General features: G+C 69.5%; 6 protein-coding genes. All 6 read left to right on the top strand.

Annotated features, from left to right (window positions below):
* The first annotated feature begins 116 nt into the window (after positions 1 to 116).
* Positions 117 to 6,449: an SDR family NAD(P)-dependent oxidoreductase gene (locus ACE3P6_RS02775; RefSeq protein ID WP_374391430.1), complete on the top strand. Its 6,333-nt coding sequence runs from the start codon at positions 117 to 119 to the stop codon at positions 6,447 to 6,449.
* A 13-nt stretch (positions 6,450 to 6,462) separates the two neighbouring features.
* Positions 6,463 to 10,989 carry a MupA/Atu3671 family FMN-dependent luciferase-like monooxygenase gene (locus ACE3P6_RS02770; RefSeq protein WP_374391428.1) on the top strand — a complete coding sequence of 1,509 codons (4,527 nt, stop codon included), beginning with the start codon at positions 6,463 to 6,465 and terminating at the stop codon, positions 10,987 to 10,989.
* Complete coding sequence (locus tag ACE3P6_RS02765; protein ID WP_374391427.1) at positions 10,986 to 11,633, top strand: 4'-phosphopantetheinyl transferase; 648 nt, start codon at positions 10,986 to 10,988, stop codon at positions 11,631 to 11,633. Before ACE3P6_RS02770 ends, ACE3P6_RS02765 begins: the two co-directional genes overlap by 4 nt.
* Positions 11,630 to 12,577 carry a hypothetical protein gene (locus ACE3P6_RS02760; RefSeq protein ID WP_374391426.1) on the top strand — a complete coding sequence of 316 codons (948 nt, stop codon included), beginning with the start codon at positions 11,630 to 11,632 and terminating at the stop codon, positions 12,575 to 12,577. The genes ACE3P6_RS02765 and ACE3P6_RS02760 overlap by 4 nt, the downstream gene beginning before the upstream one ends.
* A gap of 167 nt (positions 12,578 to 12,744) precedes the next feature.
* The gene (locus tag ACE3P6_RS02755) at positions 12,745 to 13,350 is read left to right on the top strand and encodes a polysaccharide biosynthesis/export family protein (RefSeq protein ID WP_374373123.1); all 606 of its coding nucleotides are present in this window, start codon (positions 12,745 to 12,747) and stop codon (positions 13,348 to 13,350) included.
* A 6-nt stretch (positions 13,351 to 13,356) separates the two neighbouring features.
* Positions 13,357 to 14,691, top strand: coding sequence for a hypothetical protein (locus tag ACE3P6_RS02750; protein WP_374391424.1), 1,335 nt, complete (start codon positions 13,357 to 13,359; stop codon positions 14,689 to 14,691).
* Positions 14,692 to 14,693: the final 2 nt, after the last annotated feature.

Genomic DNA, 14,693 nt, shown 5'->3' with positions numbered 1-14,693 from the left:
CCGAGACGTGGTTCCGGCCCGCTGCCAACCGGGTCGAAACGTCTTGTCGGGCCGTCGCAGCCTGCACCCTGCAGCCGGACGCCGCGCCGCCAGAACCAAGTCGAAGGGAAACGGGCATGACCGATCTGATGCAGGATCTTCCCGCGGATACGGATATTGCCATCGTGGGGATGGCGGCGCATCTGCCCGGGGCGGCGGACATCCAGGCCTATTGGCAGAACCTGCGTGACGGGCGGTCGGCGGTCCGGCGGCTGAGCGAGGAGGAGATCCTGGCCTCGGGTGAAAGCCCCGCCCTGCTGCGCAACCCGAACTACGTTCCGGCGGCGGCGCTGCTGGAAGGCTTCGACCGCTTCGATGCCGAATTCTTCGGCTTCTCGCCCAAGGAAGCCGCGATCCTTGACCCGCAGCACCGGCAGTTCCTGGAAGTGGCCTGGGAGGCGCTGGAAAATGCCGGGCACACCCCGGAAGGCTTCAAGGGCCGGATCGGCGTCTTTGCTGGCTGCGGGATGGGCAGCTACTTCTACTTCAACCTCTGCTCGAACCCGGCGCTGGTCGAAAGCACGGGGATGTTCCTTCTGCGCCACACCGGCAACGACAAGGATTTCCTGTCCACCCGCGTCAGCCATGTCTTCGACCTGAAGGGGCCAAGCCTTGGCTTGCAGACCGCCTGTTCGACCTCGCTGGTCGCCACGCACTATGCGATCCAGGCGCTTCTGAACGGCGAATGCGACATGGCCTTGGCCGGGGGCGTGACCATCGACCTGCCGCAGGGCCGGGGCTACATCTACAAGGAGGGCGAGGTGCTGTCGCCCGACGGTGTCTGCCACGCCTTCGACCACCGGGCGCAGGGCACGGTCTTTGGGTCAGGTGCGGGGACGGTGCTTCTCCGCCGCCTTGAAGATGCACTCGCCGATGGCGACCATATCTGGGGCGTGATCAAGGGCAGTGCCGTCAACAACGACGGGGCGGCGAAGGCGGGCTATCTGGCGCCCTCGGTCGAGGGGCAATCGGCCTGTGTCGCGACCGCTCTGGCCGTGGCCGGGACCCCCGCTGAAACCGTCGACTACATCGAATGCCACGGCACCGGGACCTATCTGGGCGACCCCATCGAAGTCGCCGCCCTGACCGAGGCCTTCCGGCGCACCACCGAGGCCAAGGGCTTCGCGCGCATCGGCAGCGTCAAGACCAACATCGGCCATCTGGATACGGCGGCGGGGGTTGCGAGCCTCATCAAGACCACGCTTGCGCTGCACCACGGCCAGATGCCGCCCAGCCTGAACTTCGAAGCGCCGAACCCCGCCATCGACTTCGACAACAGCCCGTTCCGGGTCAACGACCGCCTGATCGACTGGCCCCGCCGCATGGGCCCGCGCCGGGCCGGGGTGAACTCGCTGGGGGTCGGCGGGACGAACGCCTTCGTCGTCGTGCAGGAAGCGCCTGCGGTCGCGGCCTCGGAAGCCTCCGACTGGCCCTTCCAGCTGATCACCCTTTCGGCCCGCAGCCAGTCGGCTTTGGGTGAGGCCTCGTCGCGCCTTGCCGCCCATCTGCGCACGCATCCCGAACAGGACATGGCCGACGTGGCATGGACCCTGAAGCACGGCCGCCGCGCCTTCGAACACCGCCGTGTGCTGGTCGCCGCCTCGCATGAAGAAGCCGCGAAGCTGCTGGAGGCAGGCGATCCCCGCCGCGTCTTCACCCAGCGCCGGTTGGGCGACGCGCCGGATGTGGTCTTCATGTTCCCCGGCGGTGGCGCGCAATACCCCAACATGGCGCGGGATTTGTATGAGACCGAGCCGGTCTTCGCCGAATGGATGGACCGGGGCCTTGCAGCACTTGGGGAGGCCGAGGCCGAGACCCGCGCGCTCTGGCTGCCCGCCGAGGGGCAGGAGGCTGCCGCCGCCGAGGCGCTCCGCCAGCCGTCGAAGCAGTTGCCGCTGATCCTGATCGTCGAGGTCGCGCTGGCGAAGCTGTGGGAAAGCTGGGGCATCCGGCCCGCCATGCTGATCGGGCATTCGATGGGCGAGAACGCCGCCGCCTGCGTGGCGGGGGTGATGACGCTGGAGGCCTGCGTCGGGCTGGTCCGCTTGCGCGGGCAGTTGTTCGACACGGTGCCTGCGGGCGGGATGCTCTCGGTCCCGCTGTCGGAAGCCGCGCTGAAGCCCTATCTTGGCGATCTCGACATCGCCTCGGTCAACGCGCCGGAACTGACCGTGGTTTCCGGCCCCGATGCCGGTCTCAGAGATCTTGCCGCACGGCTCAAGGCCGACGACATCGACACCACCCGCATCGCCATCGACATCGCGGCGCATTCGAAGATGCTGGAAGGCATCCTCGCCGCCTTCCGCGCCCATCTTGCGGGCATGCAGCTGTCGCCGCCGCGGATCCCGATCATCTCCAACCGCTCCGGCCAGGTCCTGACCGATGCCGAGGCGACCAGCCCCGACTACTGGGTCGCCCACCTGAGGAACACGGTGCGTTTTGCCGACGGCATGGCGACCCTGCGGCAGAAGGCGGACCGGGTCTATCTGGAGGTCGGGCCGGGCCGGGCGATGGCCTCGCTGGCGCAAGCCAACGGTGCGATGGGGGGCCAGCCGGTTCCGGCCAGCCTGCGCCACCCCGACGACACCGGCTCCGACGACCGCCATTTCATCGCCACGCTGGGCCGCCTTTGGGCCTGCGGGGCGGAACCGGACCTGTCGCAACTGTGGGGCGAGGCGAAGCGCCGCCGGGTGCCGCTGCCGACCTATCCCTTCCAGCGCAGCCGCTATTTCATCGAGCGCGGCCAGCCAGCCGTGGTGACCGAAGCGGACGTGACGGTGAAACGGCACGAGAGCGTCACCGATTTCGGCTACCGCATCGGCTGGCGGGTGATGCCCGCCGACTGTCCGGTGGACGTGGAGACGGAACTGGGGGCGCCGCTGACCTGGCTGGTCTTCGCCGACGAGGCGGGTCTTGCCCGCGCCGCCGTCCAGCGGTTGCGCAGCGGCGGGCACCGGGTGGTGACGGTCCACGCCGGAGACGCCTTCGCCCGCACCTCGGACGACACCTATACGCTTGCGCCCGAGCATGGGCGCGAGGGCTATGACGCGCTCCTCGCCGACCTTGCGCAGCGCGAGCTTGCCCCTGCGCGGATCGCCCATTTCTGGCTGGTCACGGAAGGCGAGACCTTCCGCCCCGGCTCCAGCTTCTTCCAGCGCAATCTGGAACAGGGCTTCTGGAGCCTGTTCTTCCTCGGCCAGGCGATGGGCGAGATCGGGCTGAAGCCCCTGCCCCACCTGACCGTCATCACCTCCGGCGCCGCGCAGGTTCGGACCGAAGCGCTGCCCTACCCGGAGAAGGCCACCGTCGCCGGTCCCGTCCGCGTCATGCCGCGCGAACTGCCGGGGTTGACGGCTTCGCTCCTCGACGTCGCTCTCCCCGAGGGCCGCAAGGCGATCCCGGCGGAAACCGTCTCCGCGGTGCTGGAGGAAATGCTCGCCACCCCCGCCTCGACCGTCGCCGCGATCCGTGGCAGCCGCAGGCTCGAATCCCGCCTCGTCCCTACCCCCCTGCCGCCGCAGGCCGAGGTGCCGGAAGGCTCGGTCTGGGTGATCACCGGCGGCTTCGGCGGGATCGGGGTGACCGTCGCCGAACGCCTGATGCGCGACCGCCGCGCCAAGGTTGCCCTGATCGGGCGGCATCTGCCCGAGGCCGGGTCTGTCCGCGCCGGGGTGCTCTCGCGCCTCGAACGGCTGGGCCGGGTGATGGCGGTGGCGGCGGATGTCTGCAACCCCGAGGACATGCGCGCCGCCTTTGACCGGGTGAAGGCCGAGTTCGGCCCGATCTACGGGGTGGTTCACGCCGCAGGCACCGTCGACGACGCCCCCCTCCTCGGCAAGGACCCCGGCAGCGCCGATGCGGTGCTGTCGCCCAAGGTGCACGGCACGAAGCTGCTCGACGCGCTTTTGCCCGACGGCAGCGTCGACCGGATCGTTCTGTTCAGCTCGACCTCGACCGTGATCACTCCGGCGGGTCAGGCCGACTATGTGGCCGCGAACGAATACCTGAACGCCTTCGCCCGCAGCCGGGCCGGGGGCATGACCAAGGTCACGGCGGTCAACTGGGGCATCTGGTCCGGCATCGGCATGGCCGCCGACGCCGACGCCCGCCGCCAGGGCAAGGACGCCGGTGCCCCGCTGCCCGGCCAACTGGTGCTGGAGCGGATGCAGAAGGGCGAGGATGAAACCCGGTTTCATGCGACCCTGACCAAGGACCACTGGGTGATGGACGACCATCGCCTGCTCGATGGCACCGCCGTCCTGCCCGGCGCCGCCTGGCCCGAGATCGCGCATGAGGCGTTGATGGCGGCGGGCGGCAAGCCGGGCCTGCAACTGACCGACCTGACGGTGTTCCGCCCCCTGCGGTTGGAGGCCGACCTCCCCCGCGACCTGCGCGTTTCCCTCACCCGCACTCGCGACGGCAACCAACGTCTGCAAGCCCGCGCGCTGGAGCCGCAGGGCTGGGCGCTGACCGCCGAGATGGGCGTCGCCCCCCTCGCGACGTTGGCCGAGCCGCTCGACCTAGCGGCCATCGCCGCGCGCTGCCCCGACAAGGCCACGGCACCCGGCGGCGAGAACCTGCCCTCGGCGCAGGAAGACCGCATCGCCTTCGGGCCGCGCTGGCAGGTGTTGAAAGCCACCGCGCTTGGGAACCGGGAGGGGCTGGCGACCCTCGCCCTGCCGACGCAGGCAGTTCAGGACACCGCAACCTGCACGATCCATCCCGCGCTCTACGACATCGGCACCGGCTGGGGCATCGCGCTTCTGCCCAAGGTGGCCGAGGGCTTCGTCTGGGCCCCGGTGATGACCACCGCGATCCGCGTCCACGGCGCGCTCCCGGCCGAAATCCGCAGTTGGGTGCGGCTGGCGGGCGATCCGGCGGAGGACGTGGCGAGCTTCGATGTCACCCTCACCGATCCGACAGGAAAAGTGCTGGTCGAAGTCGAAGGCATCACCTTCCGCAAGGTCGCCTTCGAAGAGGCGCTGGCGCGCCCCGCGCCGCCCAACCCGCGCGAGGTGATCCGCGACGACGACCATCGCGGCCACTCCCCCGCCGAACAGCGCCTTGCGCAGGCCCTTGCGGGCGGCATCCGCCCGGCGGAGGGCGCCGAGGCTTTCCTCCGCGCCATCGCTGCGGACGGGGCACAGGTGCTGGTCTCCTCGCTCGACCTCGACGCGCTGGTGAAACAGGCCAACGCCCCGGTCGCGACGGAAACCGAAGGCCCCGGCTTCGCCCGGCCGGAGTTGGAAACCGCCTATGTCGCGCCGAGGAACAGCGTCGAGCGCACGCTCGCGGGCTTCTGGTCCGACCTTCTCGGCGTCGCCGAAGTCGGGGTGGAAGACGACTTCTTCACCCTCGGCGGCCATTCCCTGATCGCCGTCCGCCTCTTCGCGATGATCCGGCGGCAATGGAAGGTCGACTTCCCGATCTCGGTCCTGTTCGAGGCGCCGACCATCGCCCGCTGCGCGACCCTGATCATCGAGCGCATCGGCCCGCAGGACGACAGCGCCCCGGCCCCGACCGAACTCGCCGACCCCGCGGGGCCGAAGTTCACCCATCTCGTCGCCATGCACCGGGGCGATGGCGGGCCGAAGACGCCGTTCTTCCTCGTCGCCGGCATGTTCGGCAACGTCCTGAACCTGCGCCACCTCGCCAGCCTGCTGGGCACCGACCGGCCCTTCTACGGGCTGCAGGCCAAGGGGCTTTTCGGCGAAGATGCGCCGCATATGACCATCGAAGAGGCCGCGGCCTCCTGCCTTGCCGAAATCCGGCAGGTGCAGCCGAAGGGTCCCTACCTGCTCGGCGGCTTCTCCGGCGGCGGGCTGACCGCCTGGGACATCGGGCGGCAGTTGCGCGCCGAGGGCGAAGAGGTGGCGCTGATGGTGCTGCTCGACACGCCCCTGCCCGTCCGACCGCATCTCACTAAGCCCGACAAGGCGATGATCAAGCTGGCCGAGCTTCGCGCCGGAGGACCGCAATTCCTGGCGGAATGGGCGCGCAGGCGCTGGGAATGGGAACGCTCGCGCCGCGCCAAGGCCGCGAACGAGCCCGATCCGACCGTGCCGTCCTTCCACAACGCATCCATCGAGGCCGCCTTCCGACATGCCATCGGCGTCTACGATCTCAAGGGCTGGGAAGAAGGCAAGGTCGTCCTCTACCGCCCGCCGCTCGACCGCCGCTGGAAGGTGACGGGGGGCAACTGGGTCTCCTCTGCACGGGAGTATGTCTACCCCGACAACCTGTGGACGCCCTTTGCGCCCCGGCTGGAGGTGGTGGAAGTGCCCGGCGACCACGACGCGATGGTGCTGGAACCGAACGTGCGCGTATTGGCCGCACGGATGAAGGCCGCGATTCAGGCCGCCGAGGCTGGCGATTTGCGCCATCCCGATCATAGACTTGCCGCCGAGTGACCGGAGAATTCCCATGACCCTGACCGCCCTTCTGATCGGCAACGAAAGCCTGACGGTGGAGTGTGGCAAGCGCTGGCTGGAGCGGGGGCACGCCCTCGCCGCCGTGGTGACGCGCGAGCCGAAGGTGGCAGGCTGGGCGTCCGGCGCGGGCCTGCGGGTCCTCGCGCCGGGTGCCGGGCTGGTCGAACGGACGGCGGGGCTGGCGGTCGACTGGGTGCTGTCGGTCGCGAACCTGTCGCTGGTGCCGGAGGCGGTGATGGCGTTGGCCCGGCAGGGGGGCGTCAACTTCCACGACGGCCCCTTGCCCGGCTATGCGGGCCTGAACGCCCCGGTCTGGGCGCTGCTGAACGGCGAACCCGCCCATGCGATCACCTGGCACCTGATGACGTCCGGAATCGACGAGGGCGAGGTGCTGGCGACCCGCAGCTTCCCCGTCGAGGCCGACGACACCGCCTTCACCCTGAACGCCCGCTGCTTTGCCGCCGCCGTGGACAGCTTCCCCGAGGTGATCACCGCGATGGAAGCCGGAGGCCAGCCGCGCCAGCCGCAGGCCTCCGGTGCACGGCATGTCTGGCGCCGGGCGGATCGGCCCCGCGCGGGCGGTCTGCTGGACTTCACCCAGCCCGCCGAGACCGTCGCCCGGATGGTCCGGGCGCTGGACCACGGCGGCTATCGCAACCCGCTGGCTGTCGCGAAGGTGGACGCCGCAGGCCAGCTCTGGGCCGTGGGCGCCGCGGAGGTCATCCCCGGCGCTGGCGCCCCCGGCACGGTGCTGGGCCGCAGCGCCGATCACCTTGACATCGCCTGCGCCAGTGGCGCGGTGCGGCTGTCCGGCCTGACCTGCCTCAAGGGCCTGCCCATCGACACCGCCCGCGCCGGGGCCGCGCTAGCCTCGCCGACCGGGGCCGAAGCCGAAGCGCTGGACGAAGCCCTTGCCCCGGTGGCCGAAGCCGAGCCCCGCCTGCGCGGCCTGCTCCTGAAGGCCGATCCGGCGCTCGCCTCCGTCATTTCCACCGCCCCGGACTGGCGGCAGATCGCGCTTCCCGCCGCTGGGACAAGCTGGCTGGCCCTCGCCGCGCTGCGCGCGCTGGGGCGTAGCGGTGGCGACATCGCCTTCGCCTCGGGTGATGACCCCGCGCCGGGCCACGTGCTCCCTTGGGTTCCGGTCCGCCTCGATGCCTCCGGCCCCGTCCTCGCCGCCGAGGCACGGGTGGCGAAAGCGCTTGCGGCTGCGGAAACCGCGACGGGCCTTGCCGCTGACCTCGCCCTGCGGGAACCGGGGCTGACGGCACTCACGCCCTCCGGCCTTGCGGTCAGCGAGGGGTCCGGGCCGCTGACCGGGACCGCCGTGACGCTGGCAGGCAACGCCCTCTGGCACGATGCCGTGCAGGTTTCGCCTGCCAAGGCGGCGACGCTCGCCGCCCGGATCACCCGCCTCCTCTCCGAAATGGCGGCCCATCCCGACGCCGACCTTGCGGGCCTCAGCCCGCTGTCGCAGGCGGAAACCGAGGTCTACGCGGGCGCCCTCGCCGCCACCGCACGGGACTACGACCGCAGCCTGACCATCCCGGCAGCCATCCTGACGCAAGCGCAACGGACGCCCGACGCCGTGGCCGTCATCGCAGGCGAGACTCATCTCACCTATGCCGACCTCGTCACCCGCGCCGCCCGCATCGCCAACACGCTCCGCAGCATGAACGTCGGCCAAGGAACCCTCGTCGGCCTCGCCTGTCGCCGGACGACCGACATGGTCGCGGGTGCGCTTGGCATCCAGCTGTCGGGTGCGGCCTACGTCCCGATGGACCCCGCCTACCCCGCCGACCGGCTGGCGCTTTACGCCGAAGATTCCGGCTGCCCCGTGATCCTCACCGAAAGCGCGGTCGCCGAGGCCCTGCCGCAAGGCCCTGCGCTGCTGATCCTCGACACCGACCCGAGCCTCGCTGCGGCATCGCCCACCCCACCGACCGGCCCCGGCGCAGAAGACCCGGCCTATGTGATCTACACCTCCGGCTCGACCGGCAGGCCGAAGGGCGTCGTCGTCACCCACCGCAACGCGCTGAACTTCTTCGCGGGGATGGATGACATCTTGGGCACCGACCCCGGCACCTGGCTTGCCGTCACCTCACTTTCCTTCGACATCTCCATCCTCGAACTGTTCTGGACCCTGACCAACGGCTTCACCATCGTCCTTGCCGACGATGCCGCCCGCGTCCGGCCCTCGGGCGGCGGCGCCCCGGGCGTCTCGGCGCGGGGGATGGAGTTTTCGGTCTACTACTGGGGCAACGACGACCTGCCCGGCCCGGCGAAATACGAGCTGCTGCTGGAAGGCGCGAAATTCGCCGACCAGAACGGCTTCGTCGCCGTCTGGACGCCCGAGCGCCATTTCCACGCCTTCGGCGGCCCCTACCCGAACCCCTCCGTCACCGGGGCGGCGGCTGCGGCGGTCACGAAGACCATCGGCGTCCGGGCGGGCAGCATCGTGGCGCCGCTGCACCACCCGGCACGGATCGCCGAGGAATGGGCGATCATCGACAACCTGACCAACGGGCGCGCGGGCTTGGCCTTCGCCTCGGGCTGGCAGCCGGACGATTTCGTGCTGCGCCCCGAGAACACGCCCCCCGCCAACCGGCAGGCGCTGTTCGACACGCTCGACCAGGTCCGCCGGTTGTGGCGCGGCGAGGCGGTGGAATTCCCGAGGAAGGACGGCCAGCCCTTCGCGGTAAAGACCCAACCCCGCCCGGTGTCGAAAGAGGTCGCGGCCTGGGTCACGACCGCAGGCAACCCCGAAACCTGGCGTGATGCCGGAAAGATGGGCGCGAACGTGCTGACCCACCTTCTTGGCCAGTCGATCCAGGAGGTCGCGGACAAGGTGAAGCTCTACCGCGCCGCGCTGGCCGAAGCCGGGCATGACCCGTCGCGCCACAAGGTCACGCTGATGCTGCACACCTACCTTGCCGCCGACCGCGAGGCCGCGCGGGAGGTCGCGCGCGAGCCGATGAAGAACTACCTGCGCTCGGCAGCGGGGCTGATCAAGCAATACGCCTGGGCCTTCCCGGCCTTCAAGAAGCCGCAGGGCGTGGCGAACCCGATGGACATCGACCTCGGCTCGCTGGCCCCGGACGAACTGGAAGCGATCCTCGACTTCGCCTTCCTGCGCTATTTCGACGAGTCAGGCCTGTTCGGCACGGTGGAAGACGCAGTGAAACGGGTCGAGGAGCTGAAGGCCATCGACATCGACGAGGTTGCCTGCCTGATCGACTACGGCATCCCGACCCAGGTGGTGCTGGAAGGCCTGAAGCCGGTGGCCGAGGTCCTGCGGCTGACCAATGCCGGGGCCGGGGCGGACGAGACGATGGCGGGCCTGATCCAGCGCCACGGCGTCACGCATCTGCAATGCACCCCCTCGATGGCGCGGATGCTGGCCGAAGACGACGGCGCCCGCGCGGCGCTGAAGGGCCTGAAGCGGATGCTGGTCGGAGGCGAGGCGCTGACGGGCCGTCTGGCGGGCGATCTGGCGGGCCTGATCGGCGCGCCGGTGCTGAACATGTATGGCCCGACCGAGACGACGATCTGGTCCTCGGTCGAGGCGACGACCGGCGCGGATGGCGTGGTCAACATTGGCCAACCCATTGCGAACACGTCGCTTTACGTCCTGGACGACACGCAGGCCCCCGTGGCGGACGGCCAGCCGGGCGAGCTTTGGATCGGCGGCGAGGGCGTGGCGCAGGGCTACTTCCAGCGTCCCGACCTGACCGCCGACCGCTTCCGCCCCGACCCGTTCGCGGGCGCCGGACGGATGTACCGAACCGGCGATCTGGTGCGCAAACGCACGGATGGCAAGCTCGACTATCTCGGTCGCGCCGATTTCCAGGTCAAGATCCGCGGCCACCGGATCGAGCTGGGCGAGATCGAGACGGCACTGGAAGCCTCCCCCGGCATCCGTCAGGCCGTGGTCATCGCGCGGGAGGATCAGCCCGGCGATGTGCGCCTCGTCGCCTATGTCATTGCCGATGGCCCGGTGGACGAAGCGGCGCTCAAGGCCAATCTGGCGGTGCACCTGCCCGAGGTGATGGTCCCCGCCCATGTCGTGAAGCTGGATGCCTTCCCGCTGACCCCGAACGGCAAGGTTGACCGCAAGGCCTTGCCCGCCCCCTTCGCCGCCGCCCCGGTTGCCGCGAAGCCGGTCGCGCTGGAAGGCGGGATCGAGGCGACCATCGCCACCGTCTGGGCCCGGGTCCTTGGCGTGCCGCAGGTCGGGCGTTCGGATAATTTCTTCACCCTCGGCGGCCATTCGCTCTTGGCGGTGCAGGCCCACCGCGAGATGAAGGTGGCGCTCAACTCCGACCGGCTGGCGATCACCGACATCTTCCGCTTCCCGGTCGTTTCGGCGCTGGCCGCCCATCTGGGCAAGTCGCTGCCCGTCGCCGCTGCGGCCCCCGCTGCGGCGTCTGCCCCAGCCGCCGAAAGCGCCGACACGCGGATGGACGCGATGGCCCGCCGCCGGGCGATGCGCGAGGCGCGGGAGAAGGCGCTGGGATGACCGCCGACCCTCTGGCGGTGGAGGCGGCACTTCGGTCGCTCTTCCCCGCCGGGGTTGCCGTGGCGGTCGAACCCATCCTCCCGGCCAGCGCGACGCGGCTTTGGCCCGAAGAAAAACCGGCCATCGCGGGCGCCGTCCCCGCCCGGCTGGCCGAGTTTGTCGCCGGACGGACCGCCGCCCGGCGGGCGCTGTCCCGGCTCGACCGGTTGCCGCAGGCCCTGCCGATGGCCCGTGACCGTGCCCCCATCTGGCCCGATGGCATCTCCGGTTCCATCGCCCATGCTGCAGGCCTTGCCCTTGCGGTCGTCCGGGAAGGCCCGCCCATTGGAGTCGACATCGAGGACGACAGCGCCATCGCGCCCGATCTCTGGCCGATCCTCTGCGGGCCGGAGGAGTTGGCAAGGCTCGGCCCTGATCCCGGACCCGAAGTGAAGCGGCTCTTCTGCGCCAAGGAGGCGGTCTTCAAGGCGCAGGCCCCGCACAGCCGCGCGATGTTCGGCCACGAAATCCTGTCCGTCACCCTTGCCGGAAACCGCTTCGATGCCCAGTTCCAGACCGATGCCGGGGCGTTCCGGGCCGGACAGATCGTCCGGGGCCGGATCGTCGTGGCGGGTGGGCTGGTCCTGGCAGGGGTGGCGATGTGACGGTGACGCGACGGTTGGCAATCATCGCGGGTCTGGGCGCGCTTGTCGGCGGCGGCGGGCTCTACGCGCATCTCCGCCCACCATCGGCCGCCTCGGTCCGCGCGCGGCTTTCCGGCACCCATCCCGCCCCGACCGGCCCGCTCTCGGTCTTTCATCTCGGCCACAGCCTGGTCAACCGGGACATGCCCGCAATGCTGGCCCAGCTTGCCCCCGCAGGTCACCGCTACGACAGCCAGCTCGGCTGGGGCACCACGCTGCAGGCGCATTGGGGCGATGCCCCGATCAGCGGATTCGACACCGAAAACGCCCATCCCCACTTCCGCCCCGCGCAGGAAGCGGTGGCAAGCGGCGACTACGACGCCATTGTGCTGACCGAGATGGTCGAGATCCGGGACGCGATCCGCTATTTCGACAGCCCGATCTATCTGGCCCGCTGGGCGGAAAGGGCGCTGGCGGCAAGGCCGGACGTGCGGCTTTATCTTTTCGAAACCTGGCACCGGCTGGACGATCCGGAAGGCTGGCTGACCCGGATCGACCTTGACCACGACCGCTACTGGCTGCGCCAGGTGCTGGGACCGGCGCTGAGCAAGCTGCCGATGGCCACCCGGATCCACCTGATCCCGGCTGGGCCCGTCCTCGCCGCCTTCGTCCGCGCCGTCGAGGGCCGGGGCGGCGTCGGCAATGTCCGCAGCCGCGAGGATCTTTTCTCCCGCAGCGACGACGGCGCAGTGGACCCGATCCACCTAAATGATCTCGGCAACTACCTCGTCGCCCTGGTGCATTTCACCGTGCTCTACCATACCTCGCCGGTCGGCCTGCCACATGCCCTGAACCGGGCCGACGGCAGCCCGGCCACGGCCCCCGATCCCGAAACGGCCCGCCTGATGCAAGACGTCACCGCCGAGGTTGTCGGCACGCTGGGGTTGTCGGGGATCGACGCCTGATGTGGCAAATCGGCCACCGCGCCCGGCAATCGGGCAAGCGGCGCCGGAGCCACCCGCTTTAGACCCGATTCGCGGTGCATTTCCTCTTTCCGAACCGGCGCGAGCCAAATACTCTTGGGCAGTTGCAGTCGCGCCCCGTTTTGACCGGACGCAAGGGAGTATTTTCGATGTCTATCCTCCGCCGCCTGGCCTTTGCCGTGCTATTCCTGCCGCTTCTTGCGGTTTCGACCTGGGCCCAGGATTACAAGGTCCGTCCGGGCGATGTGCTGCAGATCGAAGTTCTTGAGGATTCGACGCTGAACCGCACCGCCATCGTGCTGCCCGATGGCCAGATTTCCTTGCCCCTGGCCGGATCGGTGCGCGCCGCCGGTCGCAGCCTTGCCGAAGTGCAGGCCGATCTTGCCGGTCGTCTGGCGCCGAACTTCGCGACCGCGCCCACCGTCTATGTCACGCTCAACGCGCTGGCCGAACGTACGACCACGACCGCCGCGCCCCGCCTGACCGACATCTTCGTCCTTGGCGCCGCAGCGACTCCGGGCAAGGTCGAGGTCAAGCCCGGCGCCACGCTGTTGCAGGCGCTGGCAATGGCGGGCGGCGTCACGCCCTTCGCCGCCAAGAAGCGCATCCAGCTGCGCCGGGTCGACAAGTCGGGCGTGGAACATGTCTATAAGTTCGATCTTGACGCCATCGAACGCGGCGAAGCCGGTGGGGGAGCGACCCGTCTGATGTCCGGCGACGTGATCGTCATTCCGCAGCGCAAGCTGTTCGAGTAATCTGTCATGCGCCGGTCTGGCCTTGCCTTTGGCGGTTTCTGTGCCGTCAGCGCCGCCCTGTCGTCCTCTGCCGCACTGGCACAGGACGGCGGGGTGCGGATTGTCTTCGGGCTGGAAAACCGGCTGGAAATCTCGCGAAATGATCGCCTGGCAGTCCCGGCCGGCGGGACCAACATCCGCGATGAGACGCGGCTCTCCCTTGGCCTGTCCAGCAGCCGCGAGATCGACCAGCTCGAATTCTCGGCCTCGGGCGCGCTGATCGCCGAGAATGGCACCGACGGGCCGGGCACCCAGTTCACCTTTGGCCGCGAGGCCATCGACCTGACCTATCACCGCGAGATTCCGGCGGCCGTCTTCGACTTTGGCGCCAGCTACCGCAACGACGACGTCGACGAATTCGATGACGACCTGACCGGCATCGACGAAACCGGCACCCGGACCGATACGGGGCTCAGCACCCGGCTGGAAACCGGCCGCACCTCTTCGGTCGGCTTCGCCCTGGGTGCTTCCTACCGGTCGACCGACTATCAGGACACGACCGATCCCGATCTCAACGACAGTACCGAAGTCACCGCCGATGTGGCGATGATCCTTCATGCCTCGGAAGTCGCCACCGGCCGGGTCGGCCTGCGTTTCAGCCGGCTCGACGAGGACGACCTCGCGACAACCCGCACCGACACCCGGACCGCCTATGCTGCGCTCGACTATTCGCTGAGCGAGCGGCTCGATCTGGCAGCCGAGATCGGCTATGTCGAAAGCGAGGTCGAGGAGTTGGGCGTCATCGACCGCACGACCGGCCCCGACCTCAGCCTGGGCCTGACCTATGACATGCCGGTCGGCACCGCGCTGGCGTTGTTCCGCATCACCACCGACGCCGACGAAGGCCAGCGCGAGACGTTCGAGATCGGTCGCGACCTGGAAACCCCCGCCGCGACGATTTCGGCTCGGCTTGGCGTCACCCATGCCGATGTGGGGGGGACCGACCTGATCGGGCGGCTTCAGATTGGCTATGCCTTGCCTGATGGCGCTCTGGGCCTGACCCTTGAACGTGGCACAAGCTACGACGACGAGCCCGTGACCACCTCGCGGGCTGCGATCAACTGGTCCAAATCGGTGAACGAGCTTTCGTCCATTTCGCTCGACCTCAGCTACGAATTGCGCGATGCCGCCTCCGAGCGGATCGAGCAAGTGTCCTTCGGCGCAGGCTACCAGCACAAGCTGACCGCCGACTGGGCGCTGGACACCGGGGTGGGCTACCGGATCCGCAACGACGGCGACGGCCACGCGGAATCGCCGACGCTGTTCGTCTCGATCAGCCGCAGTTTCGACTTCCGGCCCTGAGG

Source organism: Tabrizicola sp. (genome assembly GCF_041911175.1).
Taxonomy (GTDB): Bacteria; Pseudomonadota; Alphaproteobacteria; order Rhodobacterales; family Rhodobacteraceae; genus Tabrizicola.
The sequence above is the reverse complement of the archived record's forward strand: the minus strand, read 5'-3'. Positions and strand labels throughout refer to the sequence as shown.

Bases quoted from the DNA above. Each gene is read 5' to 3' on its own strand.
- ACE3P6_RS02750 (WP_374391424.1), top strand. From the start codon at position 13,357: ATGCGCCGGTCTGGCCTTGCCTTTGGCGGTTTCTGTGCCGTCAGCGCC.
- ACE3P6_RS02770 (WP_374391428.1), top strand. From the start codon at position 6,463: ATGACCCTGACCGCCCTTCTGATCGGCAACGAAAGCCTGACGGTGGAG.
- ACE3P6_RS02765 (WP_374391427.1), top strand. From the start codon at position 10,986: ATGACCGCCGACCCTCTGGCGGTGGAGGCGGCACTTCGGTCGCTCTTC.
- ACE3P6_RS02755 (WP_374373123.1), top strand. From the start codon at position 12,745: ATGTCTATCCTCCGCCGCCTGGCCTTTGCCGTGCTATTCCTGCCGCTT.
- ACE3P6_RS02775 (WP_374391430.1), top strand. From the start codon at position 117: ATGACCGATCTGATGCAGGATCTTCCCGCGGATACGGATATTGCCATC.